At 73.5% G+C, this 26069-nt stretch carries 20 protein-coding genes and 1 pseudogene; 14 read left to right on the top strand and 7 right to left on the bottom strand.

Annotated elements, in window-relative coordinates; translation table 11 throughout:
• Positions 1-465: pseudogene (locus ACLBYG_RS13775) on the bottom strand (glycosyltransferase); the annotation flags it as partial.
• Positions 466-804: 339 nt separating this feature from the next.
• On the opposite strand from ACLBYG_RS13775, the gene ACLBYG_RS13770 reads away from it, so the two are divergent.
• From ACLBYG_RS13770 to ACLBYG_RS13755, 4 genes are all read left to right on the top strand, one after another.
• Complete coding sequence (locus tag ACLBYG_RS13770) at positions 805-1437, top strand: PadR family transcriptional regulator (RefSeq protein WP_020093357.1); 633 nt, start codon at positions 805-807, stop codon at positions 1435-1437.
• A complete protein-coding gene (locus tag ACLBYG_RS13765) occupies positions 1434-2378 on the top strand; it encodes a rhamnosyltransferase (protein WP_447681807.1) in 945 nt (314 codons plus the stop codon). The genes ACLBYG_RS13770 and ACLBYG_RS13765 overlap by 4 nt, the downstream gene beginning before the upstream one ends.
• A complete protein-coding gene (locus tag ACLBYG_RS13760) occupies positions 2375-3331 on the top strand; it encodes a glycosyltransferase family 2 protein (protein ID WP_447681806.1) in 957 nt (318 codons plus the stop codon). The genes ACLBYG_RS13765 and ACLBYG_RS13760 overlap by 4 nt, the downstream gene beginning before the upstream one ends.
• A gap of 76 nt (positions 3332-3407) precedes the next feature.
• Entirely contained in the window at positions 3408-4298 is an 891-nt protein-coding gene (locus tag ACLBYG_RS13755; protein WP_447681805.1) for a hypothetical protein, read from the top strand.
• Positions 4299-4305: 7 nt separating this feature from the next.
• Here the strand turns inward: ACLBYG_RS13755 and rutD are convergent, their stop codons facing one another.
• The 4 genes from rutD to rutA all read right to left on the bottom strand — a co-directional run bounded on the left by rutD (position 4306) and on the right by rutA (position 7501).
• Positions 4306-5085 carry a pyrimidine utilization protein D gene (rutD, locus tag ACLBYG_RS13750; protein ID WP_056523173.1) on the bottom strand — a complete coding sequence of 260 codons (780 nt, stop codon included), beginning with the start codon at positions 5083-5085 and terminating at the stop codon, positions 4306-4308.
• On the bottom strand, positions 5085-5471 hold the full coding sequence (gene rutC / locus ACLBYG_RS13745; protein ID WP_100252122.1) for a pyrimidine utilization protein C: 387 nt from the start codon (positions 5469-5471) through the stop codon (positions 5085-5087). Before rutC ends, rutD begins: the two co-directional genes overlap by 1 nt.
• Positions 5472-5585: 114 nt before the next feature.
• Positions 5586-6383 (bottom strand): pyrimidine utilization protein B, encoded by a 798-nt coding sequence (gene rutB / locus ACLBYG_RS13740; RefSeq protein WP_447681812.1) that lies wholly within the window; start codon positions 6381-6383, stop codon positions 5586-5588.
• Between the two features lie 23 nt (positions 6384-6406).
• Positions 6407-7501, bottom strand: a complete 1095-nt coding sequence (gene rutA, locus ACLBYG_RS13735; RefSeq protein WP_447681811.1) for a pyrimidine utilization protein A — start codon at positions 7499-7501, stop codon at positions 6407-6409.
• 420 nt (positions 7502-7921) lie between these two features.
• Here rutA and ACLBYG_RS13730 point away from each other — a divergent pair, with 420 nt between their 5' ends.
• On the top strand, positions 7922-8335 hold the full coding sequence (locus ACLBYG_RS13730; RefSeq protein WP_447681804.1) for a DUF4864 domain-containing protein: 414 nt from the start codon (positions 7922-7924) through the stop codon (positions 8333-8335).
• 80 nt (positions 8336-8415) lie between these two features.
• Here ACLBYG_RS13730 and ACLBYG_RS13725 read toward each other — a convergent pair whose 3' ends face one another.
• Positions 8416-8742 carry a hypothetical protein gene (locus ACLBYG_RS13725; RefSeq protein WP_447681803.1) on the bottom strand — a complete coding sequence of 109 codons (327 nt, stop codon included), beginning with the start codon at positions 8740-8742 and terminating at the stop codon, positions 8416-8418.
• A gap of 220 nt (positions 8743-8962) precedes the next feature.
• On the opposite strand from ACLBYG_RS13725, the gene thrC reads away from it, so the two are divergent.
• From thrC to ACLBYG_RS13690, 7 genes are all read left to right on the top strand, one after another.
• Positions 8963-10375, top strand: coding sequence for a threonine synthase (thrC, locus tag ACLBYG_RS13720; RefSeq protein WP_447681802.1), 1413 nt, complete (start codon positions 8963-8965; stop codon positions 10373-10375).
• Between the two features lie 88 nt (positions 10376-10463).
• Entirely contained in the window at positions 10464-11759 is a 1296-nt protein-coding gene (locus tag ACLBYG_RS13715) for a M16 family metallopeptidase (RefSeq protein ID WP_447681801.1), read from the top strand.
• A 185-nt stretch (positions 11760-11944) separates the two neighbouring features.
• Positions 11945-14875 (top strand): EAL domain-containing protein, encoded by a 2931-nt coding sequence (locus tag ACLBYG_RS13710; protein WP_447681800.1) that lies wholly within the window; start codon positions 11945-11947, stop codon positions 14873-14875.
• 122 nt (positions 14876-14997) lie between these two features.
• Complete coding sequence (locus ACLBYG_RS13705; RefSeq protein WP_447681799.1) at positions 14998-15378, top strand: hypothetical protein; 381 nt, start codon at positions 14998-15000, stop codon at positions 15376-15378.
• Between the two features lie 29 nt (positions 15379-15407).
• A complete protein-coding gene (locus tag ACLBYG_RS13700; protein ID WP_447681798.1) occupies positions 15408-16355 on the top strand; it encodes a ferredoxin--NAD(+) reductase in 948 nt (315 codons plus the stop codon).
• Positions 16356-16454: 99 nt separating this feature from the next.
• A complete protein-coding gene (locus tag ACLBYG_RS13695) occupies positions 16455-17519 on the top strand; it encodes an SGNH/GDSL hydrolase family protein (protein ID WP_447681797.1) in 1065 nt (354 codons plus the stop codon).
• Between the two features lie 210 nt (positions 17520-17729).
• Positions 17730-19427 (top strand): methyl-accepting chemotaxis protein, encoded by a 1698-nt coding sequence (locus ACLBYG_RS13690; protein WP_447681796.1) that lies wholly within the window; start codon positions 17730-17732, stop codon positions 19425-19427.
• Positions 19428-19473: 46 nt separating this feature from the next.
• On the opposite strand, the gene ACLBYG_RS13685 is transcribed toward ACLBYG_RS13690, so the two are convergent.
• Positions 19474-22011, bottom strand: coding sequence for a glycogen/starch/alpha-glucan phosphorylase (locus ACLBYG_RS13685; protein ID WP_447681795.1), 2538 nt, complete (start codon positions 22009-22011; stop codon positions 19474-19476).
• 404 nt (positions 22012-22415) lie between these two features.
• Here ACLBYG_RS13685 and ACLBYG_RS13680 point away from each other — a divergent pair, with 404 nt between their 5' ends.
• Together ACLBYG_RS13680 and glgA are read left to right on the top strand one after the other, a co-directional pair.
• A complete protein-coding gene (locus ACLBYG_RS13680) occupies positions 22416-24002 on the top strand; it encodes an alpha-amylase family glycosyl hydrolase (RefSeq protein ID WP_447681794.1) in 1587 nt (528 codons plus the stop codon).
• A gap of 350 nt (positions 24003-24352) precedes the next feature.
• The gene (glgA, locus tag ACLBYG_RS13675; RefSeq protein WP_447681793.1) at positions 24353-25891 is read left to right on the top strand and encodes a glycogen synthase GlgA; all 1539 of its coding nucleotides are present in this window, start codon (positions 24353-24355) and stop codon (positions 25889-25891) included.
• The last annotated feature ends 178 nt before the right edge of the window (positions 25892-26069 follow it).

The raw sequence follows: 26069 nt of genomic DNA, 5'->3' as shown, positions 1-26069 counted from the left end.
CAGGTAGAAGGCGCCGTCGACGAGGCGGCGGGCGAGGCGGTGGGCCTCGGCCGTGTCGGGCTTCGGCAGGGCGGCCGCCTCCCCCTCCCCTTCACGTCCGGCGCGGCGGCGCGCGAGGGCGTGCAGGAGCGGGTTGATGCCGGCGCGGACGAGGTGGGGATGGGCGGCGAGGTAGGCGGCGGAGTCGAAGTCGGGGCGCGGGTCGCGGCCCGCGCGCCAGCCGTGGACGAGGTAGTCGCGCACCGGGTCGGCCGCGATCCCGTACCAGTTCGCGTAGAACGCCGTGTCAAAGTGCGGGGCCAGGGCGGCGATCAGGCGCGCCTCGAGATCCGCGCCGGTCGCCGCGCCCGCCCAGCGTCGGTGCAGCGCCGCCGGCGTGGCCAGCGGGTCGCGCAGCCGGCCGAGGCGGCGTCGCATCCGCGTCAGGGCCGAGATCCGGCCGGTCCCGTCGGAGTCGCGGCGCATCTCAGGACTCTGCGGAGGGGCGTTCGCCGCGGGCCGTCACGGGGCGCGGGATCCATCGGCCGCCCGCCGGGCGGGCGCCGTCGAGGCGCGGGGCTCTGATCGGGTCATGGGCGGCAGCTGGCGGGCAGCGTCGGAGGCGCGAGGCGGCGCGGGAGCGATCGTCCTGTCGGACACAAGTCGCACTAGCGGAACCGGCCGAATCCGTAAACCGCGGGGCGCCGCCGGCGTCCGCGCCGCGGGCCATGCCGCGGGTCATGCCGCGGACCGGCGGAGGGGACTTGCTGTCGACCGTATTTCGATATATCTGAAAATTCGTCATATCGAAATCGAGTCGTCTCCATGCATCCCTATGTCTCGGACGGCCTGCACGCCGATCCCTTCGACGCCTTCCGCGTCCGCGCCCATCGCGGGCCGATGGGCGGCGACCCCCGCGGACGGCACGGGCCCCACGGCCACCCGGGTCGCGGTCCCGGCGACCGCCGGATGTTCGGCCGCGGCGGCCGCGGCGACCTCGCGCGCTTCTTCGCCCACGGCGACCTGCGCCTCGTCATCCTCCACCTGATCGCCGAGAAGCCGCGCCACGGCTACGAGATCATCAAGGCGATCGAGGAGCGGGTCGGCGGCGCCTACAGCCCGAGCCCCGGGACCGTCTACCCGACGCTGACCCTCCTGGAGGAACTCGGCCACGTCACGGTGACCCCCGGGGAGGGCACCAAGCGGCTGCACGCGATCACGCCCGAGGGGCAGGCCTTCCTGGACGGCAACCGCCCGACCCTCGAGGCGATCCTCGCCCGGATGGCGGAGGCCGAGGCCGCCCGGGGCGACGGTCCCCCGCCCTCGGTCGTGCGCGCCAAGGAGGGGCTGAAGCTCGCCCTGCAGATGCGGCTCGCCCGCGGCCCGCTCAGCGCCGAGCAGGCCGCCGCCATCACGGCGGCCCTGGAGGCGGCGACCGCCGCGGTGGAGCGGGCGTGACGGGCCGTCCCGCGCCCGTTACCGGGACGCGGCCGGTGCCCGACCCGCGGCTCGGCAGCCTCGTCCTCGGGATCACCCTGTTCCGGCCGCGGCCGGACCAGGTGGCGCGCGTCCGGGCCCTGGCCTCGGCCGGCGACGCCGCGGTGATCGCCTTCGACAATGGCGGCCTCCCGGCCGGGACGGCCGACCAGCTCGCCCGGGCCGGCGTGACCCTGCTGTCGGCGGGCACGAATCTCGGCATCGCCGAGGCGCTCAACCGGATCGCGGCGGCCGCCCGTGCCGCGGGGGGCGGGACCCTCCTCCTCCTCGACCAGGACGCCGAGCCGCCCGCGGATCTCGCCGCCGCGCTGCTGGCGGCGCGGGACCGGCTGCGGGAGGCCGGGATCCCGGCGGCGGTGGTGGGCCCGGCGCCCGCGCCGGCACCGGGCCACAAGGCGCCGGCCTACCCGCCCCGTCCCGGCGCGCCGGCACGCGACGGCCTCGCTCCCGTGCAGTTCCTGGCGACCTCGGGCTCGCTCCTCGACCTCGACGCCTTCGCGCGGGTCGGGCCGTTCCGCGGCGACTTCTTCATCGACGGGGTCGAGCTCGAATGGTGCTTCCGTGCCTGGAGCCTCGGCTACGGCTGCTACCGAGCCGACGCCGTCGCGATCCCGCACCGCGTCGGCGGCGGGACGATCCGGGCCTTCGGGATCACGATGCCGCGCCAGCCCCTGTTCCGCATGGCGACCTACCTGCGCAACGCGATCTACGCGTGGCGGCTGCCGCACGTGCCGCCGCGTTGGAAACTCGCCCAGGCCGCCTACCTGCCGCTCCAGGCCGGGCTGTACTGGGCGGATTCGGGCTTCCGGCCCGCCGTGCTGCTCAGGCTCCTCGCGGCCGCGCGCGACGGCGCCCTCGGGCGCCTCGGGCCGCCCCGGGACCTGCCCCGGGACCTGCCGTGACCGACCGCCCTGCCCTCGACGTCGTGATCGTCAACTGGAACGGCGGCGGCCTGCTGCGCGCCTGCCTCGCGAGCCTCGCGGCCGCGCGGGACGCCGCGGCCGTGCAGGTCACCGTGGTGGACAACGCCTCGACGGACGGCTCCGCCGAGACCCTGCCCGCCCTGCCCCGCCCGCTGCGGCTGATCCAGAACACCGCGAATCTCGGCTTCGGCCGGGCCTGCGACCAGGGCGCCGCCGCCGGCGACGCCCCCGCGATCCTGTTCCTGAACCCGGACACGCAGGTCGCGCCCGACGCGCTCGGCGTGGCCCTGGCCGCCCTGGCGGCCGACCCGCGGACCGGGATCGTGGGCGCGCGGCTCGTCGACCCGGACGGGCGGACCGCGCGCTCCTGCGCCCGGGCGCCCTCGGCGCTGGGCCTCCTCGGCCGCGCCCTGGCGCTGGACCGTCTCGGCCTCGTGCGGCCGCACTTCCTGCTGGAGTGGGACCATGCGGAGGACCGCGCCGTCGACCAGGTGATGGGCGCCTTCCTGATGATCCGCCGCGACCTGTTCCGGAGCCTCGGCGGGTTCGACCCGCGCTTCTTCGTCTACTGGGAGGATGCCGACCTCTGCGAACGGGCCCGGGCGGCGGGCTTCGCGGTGCGGCACGTGGCCGGGGCGGTCGCCCGCCATGTCGGCCAGGGCACGACCCGGCAGGTGCGGGCGCGGCGGCTGTTCTACTTCCTGCGCAGCCAGATCCTCTACGCCGGCAAGCACCACGGCGCCGCGACGGCCCTCGCCCTGGCGGCGGCGAGCTTCGGCGCGCAGGTGCCCCTGCGGCTCGCCCTGGCCCTCGCCCGCCGCTCCCCCCGGGAGGCCGCGGAGGTCCTGCGGGCGGCGGGCCTCCTGGCCGCGGCGCTGCCGGGGCTCGTGCCGGACCTCCTGCGGGCCGCGCGCGCGCGGCCCGCCGCTTGAGCGGGCCGGCGATGCCGCGCCCTGTCCGCGCGCCCGCCGCGCAGGGGCCGGCCGCCCGCGCGACCCGGACGGGGCCGTGAGCCTGCCGATCACCGGCGACGGCCGGTTCTGGGCCCTTGCCTTCCTGGGCCTCGGCTTCCCGGCCTGCCTCGCGCTGGCCTGGATCGGCCTCACCGGCGAGACCCCGTCCGCCCTCGCCGTCTGCGGCCGGCTCGCCGGCATCGCGGCGTTCCTGGGCCTGGGGCTCGCCGCCCTGGCCCTGGCGACCCGGGGCCGGGCCGCGCTGTTCGCGCTGCTGTGCTTCCCGGCCTCGCTCGCGGCCGCGCTGCTCAGCCCCCGGCCGATGACGGGCCGGCACGGATCGGCGCGCCGCGCCGGCGCGGCGCTGGCGATCGCCCTGGTGGTGCTGGCGCGGCCGGCCTGCGCGCCCCTCGTGGGGATGCTGCTGGTGCCGTTCCCGCCCCCGGGGCGACGCGTCCGCGCCTGGCGGGAGCGACTGCCGCTCGCCGCGCTCGCCCTGCTGCCGGCTCTCCTGCCGGCTCTCCTGCCGGCGCTCCTGCCGGCCGCGAGCCCCGGGCTTCCGCCCCCCGGCGCGGCGGGGGGCGGATTGGTGTCCCTGCCCGTCCCGCTGCCCGGGTTCCTCACCGGGGTCTGGGCCGCCGCGCTGCTGGTGCCGCCCGTCGCGCTGCGGCGCGGCCCCCTGCCCCCGCGCGCGGAGCGGCTGTGGCTCTCGGGCTGCGCGCTGCTCGGCCTCTGGCTGGCGGTGCTGCCGCAGGCCCTCGCCCCGGCGGGCGGCCTCGGGGGGATGCAGGCCCGGGACCTGCTGCCGCTGGCGCCGATGCTGATCCTGGCCTTCGCCCGGGGGCGGATCGGCACCGCGGCGGCCTTGCGCTGGCCGGCCCTGCTCCCGGTGCTGGCCGCCGCCCTCGACGCGGTGGTGCTGCCGATGATCGCGCTGCGGGCGTAGCGGGCGCTCAGTCCCGGTCCAGGAACTCCAGGAGCGCCCGGTTGAAGGCCTCGGGCCGGGTGACGCTGTGGGCGTGGCCGCCCTCCGGGGCGAGGGCGAGCCGGGCCTTGGGCAGCGCCGCCGCCAGCCGCTCGGACCGGGTGTAGGGCACCAGCACGTCGTCCCGGGCGGCCATGACCAGGGTCTCGTGGCCGATCGACCCGAGACGGTCCGCGATGGTGAAGCGCTCCAGGGCGGCGATGCGGGTCAGCACGGTCTCGGCGCCGGGGAAATGCGCCAGGGCCTGCGCCGCGTCGGCTTCGACCCGGTCGGCCTCCGCGGAGAGCCAGGGGGCCGGGTACAGGAAGATCGCCTGGGCCCGCACGTAGGCCTCCGGCCCGCCCCCGGCCAGGATCGCCCGGCGGGCCGCGAAGCAGCGGCGCGTGGCCGGGTCCATCGCGTCCCAGCCGTTGATCACGACGAGGCGCCCGACCCGCCCGGGGGCGTCCAGCGCCATCTGGAGGGCGATCAGGCCGCCGAGCGCGTGGCCGACCACGTCGGCCCGGTCGATCCCGGCCGCGTCCAGCACCCCGAGCGCGTCCCGCGCCATGGCGGGAACGTCGTGGTCCGGCGCGAGCCGGCCGGGCGAGCGCCCGGTGCCGCGGTGGTCGTAGGTGACGACCCGGAACCGCGCGGTCAGGGCCGCCATCTGCGGCGCGAAGTAGCCCGCCGCGCCGCCGAGGCCCGGCGAGAGCAGCACCGGCCGCCCGCCCGCCGGGCCGGCCACCGCGTGGGGGAGCGGGCCCATCAGCGGCCGATATGGGCGATCGCGGCGATCTCCACGCGGGCCTCGGGCTTCACGAGGCCGCACTGGATGCAGTAGCGCGCGGGCTTCTCGCCCGGGAAATACTCGGCGTAGACGGCGTTGATCGCCGCGTAGTCGGCCCAGTCCGCCAGGAAGACGTGGTTGAAGGTGACGTCGTCCATGGTGCCGCCCGCGGCCTCGACCACGCCCCGGATGGTCTCCAGCACGTGGCGGGTCTGGGCCGCCGCGTCGCCGACATGGACCACGTTGGCCTCCGCATCGAGCGGCAGCGTGCCCGAGACGTACAGGATCCCGTCGGCCAGGGTGCCCGGCACGTAGGGGGCCAGCGGCTTGCCGGTCCCCGGCGGTATCACGACCTGCTTGGGCATTCCCCTGCGCCTCCCGCGCGCGACCTGTCGGCCGGGCCGGGCAGGCCGCGCGGGAGGCCGCGTCGCGGCGGTCTTCGCGCACCCTGCCGGTCACCGGCCGGGGGCGCGATGCACTTATCCGGCCAGATCGCCGCCGGATGTACCGCCGGATGTATCGATCCCGGCATGTGAGGACGCCCCGAGGGCGGCCTCGAAGGCGGCGACGTCCGAGACCCAGCCGAAGAAGGTCTCGATGTTGGCGAGCGCCGCGTGCTGCAGGCTCTCCGGCCCGGCCTGGTGCGTGGCGTCGGCCAGCACGATCCCGAAATACTCCCGGTGGAACCCGTCCCGCAGCGTCGACTCGACGCAGACGTTGGTGGCGATGCCGGTGAAGACCAGCGTGGTCACGCCCCGGGCCCGCAGGGTGCTGTCGAGGGGCGTGTTGTAGAAGCCGCTGTAGCGCGACTTACCCATCACGATGTCGCCGGGCGCCGGATTCAGGGCGTCCACCAGCGCGTAGTCCCAGGATCCCTTGGCGAGGAGCTGCGCGTTCGCTTCAGGATTCCGCCGCATCGTCTTGAGCGCGTTGGATTTGTGCCAGTTCGGCGAGCCCGGGCCACCGGCCTCGACATAGGCCGGGTCCCAGCCGTTCTGGAACCACAGGACCCGGATGCCGGCGGATCGCGCCGCCGCCACCGCCCGGGCGATCCGGGCGATCACCGGGCCGGTGCCCGAGACGTCGAAGCCGGCCCGGTCGAGGTAGCCGCCCGGGCTCGCGTAGGCGTTCTGGACGTCCACCACGATGAGGACCGTGGTCGCGGGATCGAGGGCGATCGGCTCCGGGCGGGCCGGCAGGACGACGCCGCCGTGCCGGCCCTGGGCGTCGCGGAATCCGGCGGGGCGATCCATCTGGCGATCCATCTGGCGATCCATCGGGCGGTCCATCGGGCGGTCCATCAGGCGACCTCGGGCAGTGCCGCCGCCGTCACGTGCCGGCGCGACCGCATCAGGGGCTGGATCCGGGTCCCGAAATCGTCGAGGCCCTTGAGGAAATCGTCGAAGACGAGCAGCACGCCCTCGACGCCGTCGATGGTCATGACGGCGTCGAGCATCGCGGCCACGCTGGCGTAGCTGCCCACCAGGGTGCCCATGTTGAGGTTCACCGCCGAGGTCGGGTCGGCGAGCTGGCGCACGTTGGTGTCGCTGCCGGACTTGGTGTCGGCCGCGCCCTGGACGCCGAGCCACGCGATCGCCTCGGCATCCGCGCCCGCCTTGTAGTGCGCCCAGGTCGCCATCGCGGCGTCGTCGGTCTCGTCGGCGATGATCATGAACAGCGCGAAGGCGGTCACCCGCCGCCCGGTCCGCGCGCCGGCCTCGGCGAGCTTCTCCACCACGGGCGCGAAGGCGGTCGGCGTGTTGAGCCCCTTGCCCAAGCAGAAATTGTAGTCGGCGTACTGGGCCGTGAAGGCCAGTCCGGCGCCGCTCTGGCCGGCGCAGATGATCTTCACCGGCGCCTGCGGCCGGGGGCTCAGCCGGCAATCGTTCATCTGGAAGTACGTGCCCTTGCGGTCGCTGGCGCCCGTCTCCCACAGGTCGCGCAGTATCTGGGCGTACTCGGCCAGATAGTCGTAGCGCCTGGCAAAATACTCATCCCCGGGCCACAGGCCCATCTGGTCGTATTCCGGCTTCTGCCAGCCGGTGACGAGGTTCAGGCCGAAGCGCCCGTCGGAGATCGAATCGATGGTCGCGGCCATGCGGGCCACGATGGCGGGCGGCAGGCACAGGGTCGCCGCGGTGGCGAACAGCCGGATCCGGGTGGTGACGGCGGCGAGCCCCGCCATCAGGGTGAAGGATTCGAGGTTGTGGTCCCAGAACTCGGTCTTGCCGCCGAAGCCGCGGAGCTTGATCATCGACAGGGCGAAGTCGAGCCCGTAGCCCTCCGCCTTCAGGGTGATCGCCTTGTTGAGCGCGAAGCTCGGGCGGTACTGCGGGGCGTTCTCCGACAGCAGCCAGCCGTTGTTGCCTATGGGGATGAACACCCCGACACTCATGGCCTGTGCCGGACGGGCATCGGCGCTGTCGTCCGCGTGGCTCTGCATCGTCGTCCCGCGCTCCGCCCGGTCGGTTCCCCGCCGGAACCGAGTCGGCAAGCGGAGGCTCGCAAAACCGCCGCGGAGGGTCAAACCCGCGGCGCCCGTCGGGCGCGAAAATGCCTATCTTTCCAGCGACTTGCACAACCAGGGCGCGATGCCTGCCCAACCCATGCGCGCTTCCCGTCCGGCCGCACCTTCCCGCCGGCCCGCGCTTCCGCGCGGCGCGATGATCGGTCACGATGCGGTGACGGTGCGGCGATCACTGTCGGCAGGGTCACAAACATTGTCGTGGGCGTGGCGAAGACCATCTTCCCGTGACGATGACGGATCTCGGTCCGACCCTGCCGGACCTTGCCTGACCTTGCCGGAGTGACAGCGATGCGCGCGTGGCCCGCCCTGCTCCTCGTCCTCGGCCTCGCGGGGCCGGTGGCGGCCGACGAGGCGGGGCGCGCGGCGGCCCGGGCGGTCATCGCCAAGCAGGAGCAGGCGCTCGGCCGCGACGACGCGCAGACCGCCTACGAGCAGGCCGCGCCCGGGATCCGGGACCTGTTCCCGAATGCCGACCTGTTCATCAGCATGGTCCGGAACCAGTACCGTCCGGTCTACCGCCACCGCAGCTTCGTGTTCGGCGAGGCGCGGGACACGGACGCGGCGGGCGTGGTCCAGTCTGTGGCGATCCAGGACGAGTACGGCGACGACTGGACGGCCGAGTACAGCCTCGCCCGCGACGCGGACGGGCAGTGGCGCATCACCGGCTGCCGCCTCACCAAGGCGCCCGGCACGCGCGCCTGAGGACGCGCGCAGGAGAGCGCGCAGGAGAGCGCGCCCCCGAGGGGCACCCGCCGCCGGCACGGCGGGCGCGGAGGCCGAGCTCAGGGCCGGAACGTCCCGAGCTTCTCGAGCATCTGCAGGGTGACGTCGGCGCAGGCCTTGGTCGTGTCGTCGTCGGCGCACTTCACGTCGACCCGCGCGTCGCCGCGCTCCAGCACGATGTGGGCGGCCCGCGACGGCGGAGGTGGGGGCGGAGGCGGCGGGGGGCCGTCCGGGCCGGGACCGCGGCGCGGGTCGCCGGGGGGCGGGGGTGGCGCGCCGGCCTCGGGGCCGGGCCTCGGGCCGCCGGGCGGCGGCGGGGCCTGCGCGAAGGCGACGGTGCCGGACAGCAGTGCCGCGACGCCCGCGAGGGCGATGATTCGGGTCATGTCGGCTCTCTCCGAGACGGGATCCGCCCCGGCGGCTCAGGGCCGCGGGGCGGTCCGGCTCTAGGACGCGGCCGGGCAACCGGCCCTGAACCGGCCCGTTCAGCCCCGGTTAAACCGCCGGCCCCGCCCCGTGCGCGCCCGGCAGCCAGAGCGGCGGCGCTCGGCTTTCGACAGGTCCGCCGGCATCGTGTAGAGGGGGCGCCTTCCCTCGGAGGACCCCGTGCTCCACGTCTCGACTCGCGGCGCGGCCGCGCCGCTCTCGTTCTCGGACGCGCTCCTGGCGGGCCTCGCCCGCGACGGCGGGCTCTACGTGCCGCAGACCTGGCCGCAGATCGGCCGTTCGGAGATCGCCGACCTGGCGGGCCGGCCCTACGCGGAGGCCGCCAAAAGGGTGCTGCGCCCGCTGATCGACGGCGACGTCGCCGGTCTGGACCTCGACCGGATGATCGACGCGGCCTATGCGACGTTCCGCCACCCGGCGGTCTGCCCGCTGACCCAGCTCGACGACAACCTGTTCCTGCTGGAGCTCTTCCACGGGCCGACGCTCGCCTTCAAGGACGTGGCGATGCAGCTGCTCGGGCGGCTGATGGACCACGTCCTGGCCGAGCGCGGCGCCCGCGCCACCATCGTGGGCGCGACCTCGGGCGACACGGGCTCCGCCGCCGTGGAGGCCTTCGGCGGCCTCGACCGGGTCGACGTGTTCATCCTCTACCCGCACGGGCGGGTCTCGGAGGTGCAGCGGCGGCAGATGACCTCGGTGCCGGCGCAGAACGTCCACGCGCTGGCCGTCGACGGCACCTTCGACGATTGCCAGAACCTCGTCAAAGCCCTGTTCCAGCACGCCGATTTCGCCGACGCGGTGCGGCTGTCGGGCGTCAACTCGATCAACTGGGCCCGGGTCGCGGCGCAGGCGGTCTACTACTTCACCAGCGCCGTGGCGCTGGGCTCCCCCCACCGCCCGGTCTCCTTCGCGGTGCCGACCGGCAATTTCGGCGACGTGCTCGCCGGCTGGGTCGCCAAGCAGATGGGTCTGCCGGTCGAGCGGCTGATGATCGGCACCAACGCCAACGACATCCTGGTGCGGACCCTGGAGCACGGCGCCTACGAGCTGCGCGGCGTGGTCCCCACCACCTCGCCCTCCATGGACATCCAGATCTCGTCGAACTTCGAGCGGCTGCTGTTCGAGGCGCTGGGGCGCGACGCCGCGTCCCTGTCGCGGCTGATGGCCGGTCTGAAGCAGTCCGGCGGGTTCTCGCTGAGCCCCGAGGTGCTGGCGACGGTGCGGTCAGAGTTCGACGCCGTGGCGGTGCCGGAGCCCGACGTCATGGCGGAGATCGCCCTGACCCAGGCCGCCACCGGCGTGGTGCTCGATCCCCACAGCGCCATCGGCGTCCGGGCCGGGCGGCGGCTCCTGGAGCGGGACCCGGCGACCCCCGTGGTGGCGCTCGCCACCGCGCATCCCGCGAAGTTCCCGGACGCGGTCGCCCGGGCGACCGGCGGCCTGCGCCCCGCCCTGCCCCCGCACCTCGCCGACCTGATGGACCGGCCCGAGCGCCTGACCCGGGTCGCCAACGACCAGGCCGCCCTGGAGGCGCTCATCCGCGAGCGCGCCCGCATCACGAGGGGTGCGTGAGCCCGGCGCGCGTCACGCGACGCGCCCCCTCTCCCGTGCGGGAGCGGGGACCCGCGCCGCATCCGGCCCCCTCCGCGACGAGCCGTCGATGAACCAGCATTTCTCCACCCACGCCGCCTCGCCGTCCCTGCGCACCACGCGGCTTCCGAACGGCGTCACGGTGGTGACCGAGCCGATGCCCGGGGTCGCCACCGCGAGCCTCGGCGTCTGGGTCGGCGCCGGCTCGCGCAACGAGCGGGCCGACGAGGCGGGCCTGTCCCACCTCATCGAGCACATGGCCTTCAAGGGCACCCGCACCCGGTCGGCGCAGAAGATCGCGGAAGAGATCGAGAATGTCGGCGGCGAGATCAACGCCGCAACCTCCACGGAGGGGACGAGCTACACCGCCCGGGTGCTCGGCGAGGATGCCGGCCTCGCCCTCGACGTGATCGGCGACATCCTCACCGACTCGGTGTTCGACGCGGGCGAGCTCGCCCGGGAGAAAGGCGTCATCCTGCAGGAATACGCCGCCGTCGAGGACACGCCGGACGACGTGGTCTACGACGCCTTCACGGAGGCGGCCTTCCCGGACCAGCCGGTCGGCCGGCCGATCCTCGGGCGGCCCGAGACGATCCGGAGCTTCGACGAGGCCGGGATCCGCGCCTATCTCGACCGGGAATACACGCCGGACCGCATCGTCGTGGCCGGCGCCGGGGCCGTGACCCACGAGGCGATCGTGGCGGCGGCCGAGCGCCATTTCGGCGCTCTGCCGGCCAAGACCGCCCCCGCCTCGGTGCCGGGAATCTACGGCGGCGGCGAGCGGCGGATGCCGCGCAAGCTCGAGCAGGCCAACGTGGTGATCGGCCTGCCGGGCCTCTCCTTCCGGGACGACCGCTACTACGCGCTCCACATGTTCGCGCAGGTGCTGGGCGGCGGCCTGACCTCGCGGCTCTGGCAGGAGGTGCGCGAGACCCGCGGCCTCGCCTACGAGATCCAGGCCTTCCACTGGCCCTTCTCCGATTGCGGCCTGTTCGGAATCGGCGCCGGCACCGCCGGGGCGGACCTGCCCGAGCTCGTCGACGTGACCCTGGCGGCCACCGCCCGGGCGGCCCGCGACCTCGACGCCACCGAGATCGCCCGCGCCAAGGCGCAGCTGAAGGTCTCGCTGCTCTCGGCCCTGGAGACGCCGGGCGGGCGCATCGAGCGCAACGCCCGCCAGATCCTGGCCTGGGGCCGGGTGATTCCCGCCGGGGAGGTGATCGACAAGGTCGATGCCGTCACGGTCGAGGACGTCCGCGCCGCGGCGGCCGCGATGCTGCGGGGCACGCCGACGCTGGCGGCGATCGGCCCGATCCGCAAGCTGCCCGCCCTCGACAGGATCGCGGGCGCGCTCAGGGGAGCGTAGGGCAGCTTCGGTCGGTCGCCGCGCCACCGTCTTTGCGAGCGGAGCCCCCCGCAACGGCCGGCCCCCGCCCCGCCCAACTTGATTTGGCCGCAAAGGGGCGCGATCCGCGGGCGGTGGACCGGCCCCGGGGCGACCTTGCCCCAGGTCAGGTCCGCGCCTATCGATCGAGGCCGCCCGGGCGGCCGATGCCGAAGCTCGCACGGCCGGAAGTCAAGACACCCTTGCGCATCCTCGCCCTCCTCCTGACCCTGGTCGGCGGTCTCGTCGGTGCCCTCGCGCTCACGCTCGCCGCGAGCGCGCCCGCCCAGGCCGTGGAGGCGGTCCGCGTCACCCTCGACGCGCCGGTGATCGACCTGACCACCGCGATCGAGCGCTACCGCTCCGACGGCGACCTGATCCAGATCTCCACGGCGCCCGGCAAGGACGGCATCGTCCGGCGCATCGTCGTGAAGGCGCGCGACGCCGGCGCCCGGCCCGACTGGATCGTGTTCGCGCTCACCAACGACACCGACGAGCAGATCGACCGCATCCTGGTCGCCCCGCATTTCCGGCTGGTCGATTCCGGGGTGATCTGGCCCGATCTCGGCGGCTCGCGCATCGCCGCCATCACGGCGAGCCAGGGCATCCGGCCCGAGCGGGACGAGAACCCGGAGGCCGACCAGTTCACCATCACGCTCGATCCCGGCGCCACCGTCACTTACGTGGCCGAGCTGCGTGGCTCCAACGTCCCCCAGCTGCGCCTCTGGGACCAGGACGCCTACCGCCGCAAGACCGCCGGCCTGACCCTCTACAAGGGCATCATCATCGGGATCAGCGGCCTGCTGGCCCTGTTCCTGACCATCGTGTTCGTGGTCAAGGGCGCGATCATCTTCCCGGCCGCCGCCGCGCTCGCGTGGTCGGTGCTGGCCTATGCCTGCATCGATTTCGGCTTCCTGCAGCGGGTGTTCCCGGTCACCGAGCTCGCCGAGCGGGTCTACCGGGCCTCCGCGGAGGCGGTGCTCGGGGCGACGCTGCTGGTCTTCCTGTTCGCCTATCTCAACCTCGCCCGCTGGCACGTGCGCTACAGCCACGTGGCGTTCTTCTGGCTCGCCTTCCTGGCGGGCCTCGTCGGGCTCGCGGTGTTCGACCCGCCGGTGGCGGCGGGCGTGGCGCGGATCTCGATCGCCGCGGTGGCCGGGATCGGCCTGCTGCTGATCGTCTACCTCGCCGCCCATAACGGCTACGACCGGGCGATCCTGCTGGTGCCGACCTGGCTCATGCTCGTCGTCTGGGTGACGGCGGCGGGCTTCGCGGTCACCGGCCAGATCGGCAGCGACCTCGTGCAGCCGGCCCTGATCGGCGGCCTCGTGCTGATCGTGATGCTGATCGGCTTCACGGTGCTCCAGCACGCCTTCGCGGGCGGCGGCCTCAGCCACACCCTGGTCTCCGACACGGAGCGGCGGGCGCTGGCGCTGACCGGCGCCGGCGACGTGGTGTTCGACTGGGACGTGCCCGCCGACCGGGTCTTCGTCGGCCCTGAGATCGAGGGCCAGCTCGGCCTCGCCCGCGGCACCCTGGAGGGGCCGGCCACCAACTGGCTGGGCGCGCTCCACCCCTTCGACGTGGAGCGCTACTCGGCCGCCCTCGACACGGTGATCGAGGAGCGGCGCGGCCGCATCGTCCACGATTTCCGCCTGCGCTCGGAGGCCGGCACGTTCTTCTGGTACCGCCTGAAGGCGCGGCCGGTGATCGGCGCCGACGGCGAGGTGATCCGGGTGGTCGGCACCATCGCGGACGTCACCGAGATCAAGACCGCCGAGGAGCGCCTGCTCCACGACGCCGTGCACGACAGCCTCACCGGCCTGCCGAACCGCGAATTGTTCGGCGACCGCCTCGACGCGGCTCTGGCCTTCGCCGGCCAGGACCAGCGCCTCAAGCCCACCGTGATCGTCCTCGACGTCGACCGGTTCAAGGGCATCAACGACGCGATCGGCCTGTCGGCGGGCGACTCGATCCTGCTGACCCTGTCGCGGCGCCTCGGCCGCCTGCTGCGGCCGCAGGACACGCTGGCCCGGGTCGCCGGCGACGAGTTCGCGGTGATCCTGCTCTCCGAGCGCGACCCGGACCGGATCCTGGCCTTCGCCGAGATGATCCGCCGGGCGATCGCCACGCCGATCACCTACGCCGACCGCGAGATCTTCCTGACCGTCTCGATCGGCCTCGCCCTCTACGAGGCCGGCGCCAACCTGAAGCGCGACGAGGTGTTCAAGAGCGCCGAGATCGCCATGATCCAGGCCAAGCGCAACGGCGGCGACCGGATCGAGGTGTTCCGCGCTCACATGCGCACCGACCGCTCGGACCGGCTGATGCTGGAGAGCGACCTGCGCAAGGCGATCGAGCGCAACGAGATGCGGGTGCTGTTCCTGCCGGTGGTGCGGCTCGAGGACCGCACCGTGGCGGGGTTCGAGACCGTGCTGCGCTGGGACCACCCGAAGCTCGGGCGCATCCCCGCCTCGACCTTCCTGCCGCTCGCCGAGGAGAGCGGCTTCGTGGTCAATCTCGGCATCTTCGCCCTGGAGCGCACGGCTCTCGAACTCGCGGCGTGGCAGCGCTCCCTGGAGGTCGAGCCGCCGATCTTCGCGGCCTGCAACCTGTCCTCGCGCCAGCTCCTGCGCCACGACCTCCTGCACGACGTGAAGACCGTGCTGGCCCGCTCCGGGGCCCTGCCCGGCTCGCTCAAGCTGGAATTCAGCGAGAGCCTCGTGATGGAGAACCCGGAATACGCCGCCCAGATGCTGGCGCGGATCCACGACCTCGGCGCCGGCCTGTGCCTGTCGGATTTCGGCACCGGCTACTCGGCCCTCTCCTATCTCCAGCGCTTCCCGTTCGACACGATCAAGGTCGACGCGACCTTCGTGCGCCAGATCGGCACCGGGCAGACCGCGATCCTCCGCTCCATCGTGCGCATGGCGAGCGAGCTGAACCTCGCCATCGTGGCGGAGGGCTGCGAGTCCGAGGCCGACGCCCAGGCGCTCGCCGGTCTCGGCTGCGAGTACGCCCTCGGCCCGGCCTTCGGCGAGCCGATGACCATGCTGCAGGCCCGCCAGATCGTCGGGGCCGCCCCGGAAGCGGCCTGAGGGCTGCTCCCAGGACCCGATCCGGCGAAAGTCGCGGATCGGTTTAAGTCTGCCTTAACCATGTCCGATCAAGCTCCTGTTGATAGACGGGCCCTCCAGCGCCCGCGATGGGGATGGGTCGGATGGCCGAGGCGGCACGGCGTTACCAGCAGGCGGGCGGCTCGGACCTCGTGCGCCGCCTGATGGCCCGGCCGGTCCGGCTGGAGCAGCAGGTCCGGACCCGGATGCCCCTCCGCGACCCGCGCCGCGTCGACGCGTTCGCCGACGCCTATGCCGACGAGGCCGCGGACGACGCGGAGGCGCGGGACGAGGCCGACGCGATCGCCCGCCTCGAGACCGAGCTGCAGGTGATGAAGGCGGTGCTCCGGGCCCAGCGGCAGGAGGTCGAGTCGCTGCGGGCGCAGCGCCAGCTCCTGACCGAATCGGCCCCGACCGACGATGTCCGCGCGACCCGCGAGCGCTGGGCGGCCCTGGTCGACTCGCTCCTGATCCGCGCCCGCTGATCCGTCACCAGGGCATGCGGGGGAGAGCCATGGGGGCGCGCTGCTCGCTCGTCGTCAACGGTCGGTCGGTCCGCGTCTCGACCGGCGACACGCCGCTGGAGGCGGCGCTGGCCGAGGGCATGATCGCGCCGCTGCAGGCGCAGTCCGGCAACCTGCTCGCCGGCCAGGGGATCGCTCAGGGGATCGCTCAGGGCAGCGCGGCGCCGTCCGGCCGCCGCCATCCGGCCCGCCGGGCCCGGGCCGAGGCCCTGCGCCCGGCCCTCCCCGGCGCCCCGATCCAGGGCCAGGAGGAGGCGCCGCCGCCGCCGGTCGCCGTCCGCAAGGGCACGGTCACGGAGATCCGCCGGCTCAGTCCCGGCATCCTCGAGATCGTCGCGACCCTGACCCGGCGCCCGACCGGCGAGCCCGGCCACCAGGCACTGGTGACCTTCGCGGGTCTGCCGACGCGGACGCTGTCCCCGACCATGCGGCTCGACGGCACGACCGAGATCAACGACGTGGTGTTCCACGTCGCCCGCGACCCCGAGGGCGATCCCCTCGACGGGCTCCGCCTCGACCAGCCGGTGCGTCTCAAGGGCCCCGTCGGCCGGGGGCAGTACCGCCCCGGGGGCGGCCGGCTCGTGCTGGTGGCGGCCGGCGCCGGCTTCGGCGCGATCTGGGCGATCGCCCGGGCGGCCCGCTACGTCGAGCCCGCCCGCGAGATGGCCCTGGCCGTCGGCGCCCGCGACGCCCTGGACCTCTACATGCGCGAGAGCCTGGACTGGCTGCGCCGCACCGGCGTCGGCCGGATCGTGCTCTGCGCCGATCGCGGCCGCCAGCGGCCGCCGGACGTGCGCTCCGGCCCGCTCAGCGCCCACCTGCCGAGCCTGCGCGCCACCGACGTGGTCCACGTGGCGGGCGACCACTCGACGGTCGGCGCCGTGCAGGTGCTCGCCGCCGCGGTGGGCGCCCGCTGCTACCCGATCGTGATCGACTGACCGGCGTCGCCTCGACGCGGCGGCGCCCGGCTGCTACCGGCGCCGGGCCGGCCGCACGGGGCCGATCCCGAGCCCGATCCGAGTCCGATCCGAGCCCCGATGGTCCGCGTCCTCTGCCTCGGCTACAGCGTCACGGAGCTGCCGGGCTACGTCGAGCGGGCCAACGCCCTGGCCGAGGCCGAGGGGCGCCCGGTCACGTTCCTCCGCAGCGGCTGGGGCGGCCATTCCCTGCCCTCCATCGCCGCGCTGATCGACGAGATCCTGGACGCGATCCCCTGCGACCGCGTCCTCCTCGAGCTGTTCACCGGCAACGTCCGCTACTTCGACGGCGCGACGATGCGGGCCTATCTCGACGACATCCTCGCGGCGACCGCCCGGCGGGACCTGCCCGTCGCCTTCCTCAACCTCCACCAGGGCGGCGTCGACTACGCGGCCGAGCCCGTCGCCGGCCTGCTGGCGGAGTACCGCGCCCTCTACGGGATCCCCTATCTGGACATCGCCGCCCCGGTGGCGGCCGCGGGCGCGGGCGACATCACCTACCTGCTGAAGGACGCGACCCACGTCACGCCGGCGGGCGCCGACCTCTACGGCACCCTGGTCTACAGCTTCCTGCGCGCGCCGCCGCCGGGGCGGGCCTATATCGACCGGTTCCGGACCCTGCCGGGCCGGTTCGAGGTCTTGCCGCTGCGCGCCCTCCCCGGCCTGACCTGCGGGTTCGCCCTGCGCCGCAACGGCATCCCGCTGGACTTCCTGGAGATCCCGGAGGGCACGCGCGTCGCCGTTCCCCTGGGGCGCCCCCGCGACGTGATCGGGCTCCTCGTGACCTACGGGCCGCGGGCGGGCACGCTGACGGTCGAGGACCCGGCGACCGGGCGGGCGCGGACCCTCATCGCCTACGACGAGTTTTCCTACTACACGCGCGCGATGTTCCGCAGCGTGACTCTCCCGGCGGCGCGCGCGCTGACGATCGCGCAGTCGGCGGAGCGCCCGGACATCGCCCTGCGCAAGGGCGCGCCGGATCCGGGCCCGCGGATCGGGCGCGTGTCGCACGTCGTCTGCCGGCGCAGACTCGGCCTCGCCCCGCGCGCCGCCCGCCAGCTTCACCGGCTGCGGCGCGGCCTGCGCCGCGTCGGGTTGCGGCTCGGGCTCGTCCGAGGCGCCTGACCCCGGCCCCGTTCGGGCATAGTCATGCAGGCACGAGCGTTTGAATAACGCACCATTATGGCATTCGATTTATCGATCTCTGTAATTATCAATTCAGTCTCTGTATCGGTTCGCGTACTCATGCGCGCGAAGAGTGATCTGATCGATCGTGGCTTCCTGTTCGTAGCGTGTGATAAGCTGTGCCGGTGACGCCGGCGGAGATCGAACGGAATGCGGATCCTGCGCGATGCGAACCTGCATGTAAAAATGTCCGCGCCGCTCTTGTTCATGGTGATCGTGTGCGCCGCCTCTGCCGCGTACTCGCTCAGAGAACTCAGAGCGATCGAGGAGAGAGATAGATTTTTGGTGGATTACTATTTCGTGAGGCTCGAGATCTTCTCACGTGTCCGCGAAAAATTCGTCGATGCGGCGCTCATGAACCGCAATCTCATCATCGGCGAGCCGAAAGGCGACATCCCCCTCTTCCGCAAGCGCTACGACGCCTCCGTCAAGGCCGTGGCCGACGGCATCGAGACGCTGGAACAGGGCTCGCGGCGCGCGGAGATCGCGGCTCTGCAGCACCAGATCGGCACGGTCGCCCGGGACTATTTCGACCTGCTCGACCGCTCCAACTACCTCGCGCTCCGGAATGACCGGCCGGCGGCGATCCAGGTCGGCGTGGTCGCCAGCCGGGAGGTCCGGGCGCAGTTCGATCGCGCGGCCCAGGCGTACGAGGCGGCGGCGGCGGCCCGCCTCGGCGAGGCGAAGATCGCCACGCAGCAGGGGGCCGAGCAGGCCCGGTCGGTCCTGATCGGCGCCACGGTGGCGGGCCTGCTCGTCGCCCTGGGACTCTCCGCGGCCATCGTCGTGGTCGGTGTCACGCGGCCGCTCCACCGCCTCGTCGCCGCGCTGCGGCGCATGGCGCAGGGCGACGGCGCGGCCACGATCCCGGAGGCGCGGCGCGGCGACGAGATCGGAGCGGTCGGCCGGGCGGTCGAGGCGATCCGGAGCTTGATCATCCGCAACGCCGAGGCGGAAGCCGAGGGCCGGCGGCGCGCGGACGCCGCCGCGGCCGCGGCCCGCAAGGAGGCCACGATGGGCCTCGCCCGGACCTTCGAGGCGGCGGTGGCCAGGATCGTGGACCGGGTCTCGACCGCCGCGGGCGAACTCGAAGGCACCGCCCACCAGATGACCGCGACCGCCCAGGAGACGGCCAGCCAGTCCGGCGCGGTGGCGCTGGCGGCCGAGGCTGCGGCGGTCAACATCGGCGCGGTGGCGGCCGCGACCGAGCGGCTCGGCAGCGCCATCCAGGCGATCGGCCGTCAGGCGGGCGGCTCGTCCGAACTCGCCCAGCAGGCGGTCGGCGAGGCCGATCAAACCGCCGGGCTCGTGGCCGAGTTGCGGCAGGCGGCCTCCGAGATCGGCGAGGTGGTGCGGCTGATCGCGTCCATCGCCGAGCAGACCAACCTGCTGGCCCTCAACGCCACCATCGAGGCGGCGCGGGCCGGCGAGGCCGGCCGCGGCTTCGCGGTCGTGGCGGGCGAGGTGAAGGCCCTGGCCGAGAAGACCGCGCGGGCGACCGACGGGATCGCCGCGCAGATCGGCCGGATCCAGGGCGTGACCGGATCCGCGGTCGGCGCCATCGGCGCGATCATCGACCGGATCCGCGAAATCAACGGGGTGGCGATCGCGATCGCCGCGGCCGTGGAGGAGCAGGGCGCCGCGACCCAGGAGATCGTGCGCACCATCGCCCAGGCAACGCGGGGCGCCGCGGAGGTGACCGGCACCATCGCCGGGGTGGCCGAGGCCTCCGAGCGGACGGGGGTCGCGGCCGACCACGTGCTCACGGCCGCCACCGCCCTGTCCCGTCAGTCCGAGGGGCTCTCGGCGGAGGTCGGGCGGTTCCTGGCCGACGTGCGCGCAGCCTGAGGGCGGCGCGCGGCCCGCTCCCGCGCGGGAGCGGGCCGGTGGCGGCTCAGCCCAGGCGGACCCGCCAGATCTCCTCGGCGTACTCGCGCATGGCGCGATCGGAGGAGAACCACGCCATGCGGGCGGTGTTGCGGATCGCCTTCGCCCACCAGCCGCGGGGATCGCGCCACGCGGCGTCGATCGACCGCTGCACCCGCCAGTAATCGTCGAAATCGGCGGTGAGCAGGTACTGGTCGCGCCGGCGCAGGTCGTCGGTGAGCGGCCGGAACCGGCCCGGCTCCTCCGGCGAGAACCGTCCCGAGGCGATCATGTCGAGGGCGGCGGCCAGCCGCGGCGAGGCCTGGATCGCCCGGGCCGCGTAGTCCGGCTCGGCCTGCCGGGCGCGGACGCCGTCGGCCTCCAGGCCGAAGATGAAGATGTTGTCCGCCCCGACATGGTCGCGGATCTCGATGTTGGCGCCGTCGAGGGTCCCCACCGTGAGCGCGCCGTTGAGGGCGAACTTCATGTTGCCGGTGCCCGAGGCCTCCATGCCGGCGGTGGAGATCTGCTCGGACAGGTCGGCGGCCGGGATGATCGATTCGGCGAGGCTCACCGAGTAGTTCGGCAGGAACACCACCTTCAGCCGGTCCGCGACCTCGGGATCGTCGTTCACCGCCTTGGCGACGTCGCAGGCGAGCTTGATGATCAGCTTGGCCTGGACGTAGCTCGGCGCCGCCTTGCCGGCGAAGATCTTCACCCGGGGCGTCCAGTCCCGGTGCGGCTCGGCCTTGATCGCCTGGTAGAGCGCCACGGTCTCGACCACGTTGAGGAGCTGGCGCTTGTACTCGTGGATGCGCTTGACCTGGATGTCGAACAAAGCGGCCGGATCGACGTCGATGCCGGTGCGCTCGGCGATGATCGCCGCCAGGGCCTCCTTGCGCTCCCGGCGCACGGCCGCGTAGCGCGCCACGAAGGCCGGATCCTCGGCGTGGGCCTCCAGGCCCCGGAGCAGCTCGGGATTGTCGAGCACGCCCGCGCCCACCGTCTCCACGGCGAGCCGGGTGAGACCGGGATTGGCGTTGTGGAACCAGCGGCGGAAGGTGATGCCGTTGGTCTTGTTGACGATCTTGTCCGGATCCAGCGCGTGCAGGTCGGAGAAGACCGTCGAGCGCATCAGGTCGGTGTGCAGGGCCGAGACGCCGTTGACCCGGCGCGCGCCGTGGAAGGCGAGGTGCCCCATCCGGACCCGCCGCCCGTGCGACTCGTCGATCAGCGAGATCGACGCGAGGTAGGCCGCGGCATCCGCCGATCCCTGGCGGCCGTGCTTGGCCTGCTCCTCCAGGTGCATCCAGTTGATCAGGTAGATGATCTGCATGTGGCGCGGCAGCAGCCGCTCCATCAGCTCCACCGGCCAGGTCTCCAGGGCCTCGGGCAGGAGGGTGTGGTTCGTGTAGTGCAGCGTGTGCGTGGTGACGTGCCACGCGTCCTCCCAGGAGAGGCCGTAGACGTCGAGGAGGACGCGCATCAGCTCCGGCACCGCGATGGCCGGGTGCGTGTCGTTGAGCTGGATCGCCGCGTGGTCCGGCAGGGACCGGACGTCGCCGCGCTCGGCCACGTGGCGGGCCACGAGATCCTGGATCGAGGCCGCGGTGAAGAAGTATTCCTGGCGCAGGCGCAGCTCCTGGCCCTCGGCCGAGGAATCGCTCGGGTAGAGCACCCGCGAGATCGCCTCGGCGCGCATCCGCGCCGCGACCGCGCCGACATGGTCGCCGCCGTTGAAGCGGGCGAGGTCGACGGGCTCGCCGGCTTCGGCCTTCCAGAGGCGCAGGCCGTTGACGTGGCGGCCGCGCCAGCCGACCACCGGCACGTCGTGGGCCACCGCCCGCACGGTCTCGGCCGGCTGCCAGTGGCGCCGGATCACGCCCTCCTCCGGCGAGGACAGCGTGACGGTGCCGCCGAAGCCGATCGCGTAGGTCGCCTCGGGCCGGGCGAATTCCCAGGGGTTGCCCTCGGCCAGCCAGGTCTCCGGCGCCTCGCGCTGCCAGCCGTCCTCGAAGGACTGGCGGAACAGGCCGTGGTCGTAGCGGATGCCGTAGCCCATGGCCGGGATGCCGATGCTGGCCATGCTCTCCATGAAGCAGGCGGCGAGCCGCCCGAGGCCGCCATTGCCCAGCGCCGCGTCGGGCTCGGCCTCCTGCACGGCGTCCAGATCGATCCCGAGCTCCCGGAGCGCGCCGCGGGTCGTCTCGGTGAGGCCGAGATTGTTCAGCGCGTCCGACATCAGCCGGCCGATCAGGAATTCCAGCGACAGGTAGTAGACGCGCTTGTTCGGCACGCTCCGCTCGGAGGCCAGCGCGGCGGCCACGATCCGCTCGCGCAGGGCCAGCGCCGTCGCGGCGAACCAGTCGCGCGGGCGGGCGGTCTCGGGCGTGCGGCCGAGCGTGAAGGTGAGCTTGGCGCGGATCGCCTCGCGCAGGTCCACCACCGCGTCGCCGCTGCCGGACAGCGCCGGGGCGGTCCAGGCGGCCGAGGCGGGCGCCTCGGTTGCGCGCTCGTCGCGCGAGACATCTTGTGGCACAGGCCGGGTCAGAACATCGTTCAACACGTGCGGGTCCCCCAAAGTCGTCGCCCCGGATTCTAGCGCCGGGGGTATCGTGGGCGGATTATCTCTTTTGATGGATTGCCGCCGCATGAACGGACAAGCGATCCGTGCCCCGAAGCGTCCGACGATGCGGTCGGCTTCCGGCGAAGTCGTGGCAGCGCCGCTCCGGCGGAGTGCACGGGCACGCCGGAGGAGATATGGCAGGGCGGCGTGACATTCCAGGCACAGCCGCGCGGCGTCGCCCTGCGTGAGGGGCATGCGCACAGGTTTTGGGGGCCGCAGCCATTCCCTGGACGACGCTGGCCCGGGGCGTGCCGCGCGCGGCGCGCGCTCTGAGCGCAACCATCGCCGGTCGCCAGGGCGCGGGTCAGCGGTTAAGCGTGGGCCGCCGATGCGAGGGGCGCAGCATGACCGACACCGTCTGGTGGAAGCGCGGGACCGTCTACCAAGTCTATCCGCGCTCCTTTCAGGACACGAACGGCGACGGGGTCGGCGACCTGCCGGGCATCACGGCGCGGCTGGACTACCTCGCATGGCTAGGGGTCGACGCCGTGTGGATCTCGCCGGTCTACCCCTCGCCCATGGCCGATTTCGGCTACGACGTGGCGGATTACTGCGGGATCGACCCGCTGTTCGGCACGCTGGCCGATTTCGACGCCCTCGTGGCGGAGGCCCATCGGCGTCGGCTGAAGGTGATCCTCGACTTCGTGCCGAACCACTCCTCGATCGCGCATCCCTGGTTCTCCGAGAGCCGGTCGTCGCGCGCGAGCCCGAAGCGGGACTGGTACATCTGGCGCGACCCGGCGCCCGGCGGCGGCCCGCCCAACAACTGGCTGTCGAACTTCGGCGGCCCGGCCTGGACGCTGGATGAGACCACCGGCCAGTACTACTACCACGCCTTCCTGGCGGAGCAGCCGGACCTGAACTGGCGGAACCCCGCGGTGCGGGCGGCCATGCACGACGTGCTCCGCTTCTGGCTGGAGCGCGGAGTCGACGGGTTCCGGGTCGACGTGATCTGGCACCTGATGAAGGATGCGGGATTCCGCGACAACCCGGCCAATCCCGACTACGCGCCGGGCTCGCCCGAGATCAACCGCTTCACCCAGGTCTACTCCGCCGACCGGCCCGAGATCTTCGACGTGATCGCCGGGATGCGGGCGGTGCTGCGCCAGTACGGCGAGCGCGTGCTGATCGGCGAGATCTACCTGCCGGTGGAGCGGCTGGTCGCCTATTACGGCCCGGACCTGACCGGGGCCGACCTACCGTTCAATTTCCAGCTGATCCAGACCCCGTGGCGGGCCGACGCGGTGGCCGACCTCGTGGCGCAGTACGAGGCGGCCCTGCCCGAGGGCGGCTGGCCGAACTGGGTGCTGGGCAACCACGACCAGCCGCGCATCGCCGCGCGGGTCGGGCCGGCGCAGGCCCGCATCGCCGCGATGCTGCTGCTGACCCTTCGGGGCACGCCGACCCTCTACTACGGCGACGAGATCGGCCTCGGCCACGTGCCGATTCCCGCGGACCGCGCCCGGGATCCCTGGGAGCACAACGAGCCCGGGCACGGCCGCGACCCGGAGCGCACGCCGATGCAGTGGGACGACAGTCCGCAGGCGGGCTTCTCCACGGCCGAGCCCTGGCTGCCGCTGGCGGCGGATTGGGCCGCCTGCAACGTCGAGAGCCAGCGCTCGGACCCGGGCTCGATGCTCACCCTGCACCGGCGGCTGCTCGCCCTGCGCCGCGACCACGCGGCGCTCGCCGTGGGCGGCTACCGCGAGGTGCCGCTCGGGATCGCCGAGGTGTTCGCCTACGAGCGCTTCGCCGACGGGGACGTCCTGCGCGTGCTCCTGAATTTCGGCGCGGCGTCGCAGGACCTGCCGCTCCCCGAGGGGGCCTGGACCGTGCTGCTCTCGACCCGTCCGGGGCGCGCGGGCGAGCCGGCCGGCCTCACCCTCGCGCTGGAGCCCGCCGAGGGGGTGATTCTGCGCCGCGCCGGGTGACGCGAGGCCGCCCCGGCTCCGGCACCCGTCAGGCCGGGGACCGAATCAGGGGCTCGGCGGGCACCGCCGATCGGGCGAAGACGGACGTGCGGGACCCGTCCGGTTACGCCGGGCGCCGTCGTTCCGGGCCGAAGATCTGTATCCAGCGGCCGAAATCCGCCGTGGCGGCGCGATTTCTCGCTGCGATGCCACATAGGTAAGTGACGCTTAATCACCACGGTGGCCTATTTTGTGCGTCGCAACGGAACCGTCGCGGCGAAGGAGCATTGGCCGTGGTTGAGATCGTGACAGCCGTGCCTGCCCGGTCGACTGCCAGACCGGGGCATTCCGCCCGGCCAGGATCAATGCTGATGCTCGATGCGCGCCGTGGTGGTCCCTTCGCCGAGTGGTCGTCCGGCGAGAGGAACGGCGTCGGTCCCGTACCGGTTCCGGCCCGGCCGGCCTCGCTGCGCCGCCGCATCCTCTACGCGACGCCCGAGATGGCGGATTTCGTGAAGACCGGCGGCCTCGGCGAGGTCTCGGCCGCCCTGCCCCGGGCCCTGGTCCCGCACTACGACATCCGCGTCCTGATCCCGGGCTACCGGCAGGTCCGGGCCGCCTTCCCGGAGATCCCGGTCGTCGCCCGCCTCGAGGGCTTCGCGGGCATTCCCGCCTGCGACCTCGGCTTGGTCGAGGCGGCCGACGGCCTGCGGATCTACGTCCTGCTCAGCCCCGACCTCTACGAGCGCGACGGCACGCCCTACGGCGACCAGCACGGCGATTTCGGCGACAACGACCTGCGCTTCGCCCGCCTCAGCCTCGCGGCGGCGGACCTCGCCACCGGCGCCGATCCCGACTGGGCGGCCGACCTCCTGCACCTCAACGACTGGCAGGCGGCCCTGGCGCCGGCCTATCTCGCGTGGCGCGGCCGGCGGGTCCCGAGCGTGCTGACCATCCACAACCTCGCCTACCAGGGCCTGTTCCCCCGGGACGCCCTGCCCCGGCTCGGCGTGCCGGACGCGGCCTTCCAGGTCGACGGCGCCGAGTTCTACGGACAGCTCTCCTTCCTGAAGGCCGGCATCTTCTACGCCTCGCAGGTCACCACGGTGAGCGAGACCTACGCGCGGGAGATCCAGACGCCCGAGCTGGGCTGCGGCCTCGACGGGCTGCTGCGCACCCGCGCCGGCCAGGGCCGGCTCGCCGGCATCCTGAACGGCATCGACGAGAGCTGGGATCCGACCACCGACCCGCACCTCGCCACGCGCTTCGAGATCGACGACTGGAAGGGCAAGCGCGCCAACACCGAGGCGGTGCGCCAGCAATTCGGCCTCGCGGTCTCCCGCGGGCCTCTCTTCGCCATCGTGTCGCGCCTCGTGCACCAGAAGGGCATCGACCTGAGCCTGCAGGCGGCCGAGACCATCGTGGCCGGGGGCGGCCAGCTCGTGGTGATCGGCCAGGGCGAGGGCCGGTTCGAGCAGGCGCTCCGCGGCCTCGCCCAGCGCCATCCCAACGCGGTCGGCGTGCATGTCGGCTTCGAGGAGGCGCAGGCCCGGCGGATGTTCGCCGGCAGCGACTTCCTGCTGATGCCCTCGCGCTTCGAGCCCTGCGGCCTCGCCCAGATGTACGCGCAGCGCTTCGGCTCCCTGCCGATCGTGCGCCGGACCGGCGGCCTCGCCGACACGGTCGAGGACGGCGTGACGGGCTTCACCTTCGGGGAAGCCTCGGCCGCCTCCTTCGGGGCGGCGGTGCGGCGGGCGCTGGAGGCCTTCGGCCAGAAGAAGCGCCTCAACGCCATGCGGCGGCGGGCCATGGCGGCCCATTTCGGCTGGGACCGGGCCGCCGAGAACTATGCCGGGCTCTACGGCCGGGCCATCGGCAACAGCGTCGGGCTGCGCTGGCGAGCCGCGTAGGGACTTCTCGCGGGCCCCCTGCGGGGCGGGGAGGTCCGGTCGGGTCAGATCATCTCTGCCAACGGCGCGGGCGCTTCCCCTCGCGCCGCTTCACCGCGCCCGTCGTCCCGGGGCGTCGCAGCCGGACCCGGACGGATATGCCGGAGGGGGGCAACCCGGACCGCCGTCGGTGCGGACC

This window comes from Methylobacterium sp. D53M (genome assembly GCF_053345625.1).
Note: the sequence above shows the minus strand (reverse complement) of the source record. Positions and strands in the feature narration are given on the sequence as shown.

Bases quoted from the DNA above. Each gene is read 5' to 3' on its own strand.
- ACLBYG_RS13715 (WP_447681801.1), top strand. From the start codon at position 10,464: ATGAACCAGCATTTCTCCACCCACGCCGCCTCGCCGTCCCTGCGCACC.
- ACLBYG_RS13695 (WP_447681797.1), top strand. From the start codon at position 16,455: ATGGTCCGCGTCCTCTGCCTCGGCTACAGCGTCACGGAGCTGCCGGGC.
- ACLBYG_RS13730 (WP_447681804.1), top strand. From the start codon at position 7,922: ATGCGCGCGTGGCCCGCCCTGCTCCTCGTCCTCGGCCTCGCGGGGCCG.
- ACLBYG_RS13725 (WP_447681803.1), bottom strand. From the start codon at position 8,742: ATGACCCGAATCATCGCCCTCGCGGGCGTCGCGGCACTGCTGTCCGGC.
- glgA (WP_447681793.1), top strand. From the start codon at position 24,353: ATGCTCGATGCGCGCCGTGGTGGTCCCTTCGCCGAGTGGTCGTCCGGC.
- ACLBYG_RS13710 (WP_447681800.1), top strand. From the start codon at position 11,945: ATGCCGAAGCTCGCACGGCCGGAAGTCAAGACACCCTTGCGCATCCTC.
- ACLBYG_RS13690 (WP_447681796.1), top strand. From the start codon at position 17,730: ATGCGGATCCTGCGCGATGCGAACCTGCATGTAAAAATGTCCGCGCCG.
- rutB (WP_447681812.1), bottom strand. From the start codon at position 6,383: ATGGATCGCCAGATGGATCGCCAGATGGATCGCCCCGCCGGATTCCGC.
- rutC (WP_100252122.1), bottom strand. From the start codon at position 5,471: ATGCCCAAGCAGGTCGTGATACCGCCGGGGACCGGCAAGCCGCTGGCC.
- ACLBYG_RS13680 (WP_447681794.1), top strand. From the start codon at position 22,416: ATGACCGACACCGTCTGGTGGAAGCGCGGGACCGTCTACCAAGTCTAT.
- rutA (WP_447681811.1), bottom strand. From the start codon at position 7,501: ATGAGTGTCGGGGTGTTCATCCCCATAGGCAACAACGGCTGGCTGCTG.
- ACLBYG_RS13770 (WP_020093357.1), top strand. From the start codon at position 805: ATGCATCCCTATGTCTCGGACGGCCTGCACGCCGATCCCTTCGACGCC.
- ACLBYG_RS13705 (WP_447681799.1), top strand. From the start codon at position 14,998: ATGGCCGAGGCGGCACGGCGTTACCAGCAGGCGGGCGGCTCGGACCTC.
- ACLBYG_RS13700 (WP_447681798.1), top strand. From the start codon at position 15,408: ATGGGGGCGCGCTGCTCGCTCGTCGTCAACGGTCGGTCGGTCCGCGTC.
- rutD (WP_056523173.1), bottom strand. From the start codon at position 5,085: ATGGGCCCGCTCCCCCACGCGGTGGCCGGCCCGGCGGGCGGGCGGCCG.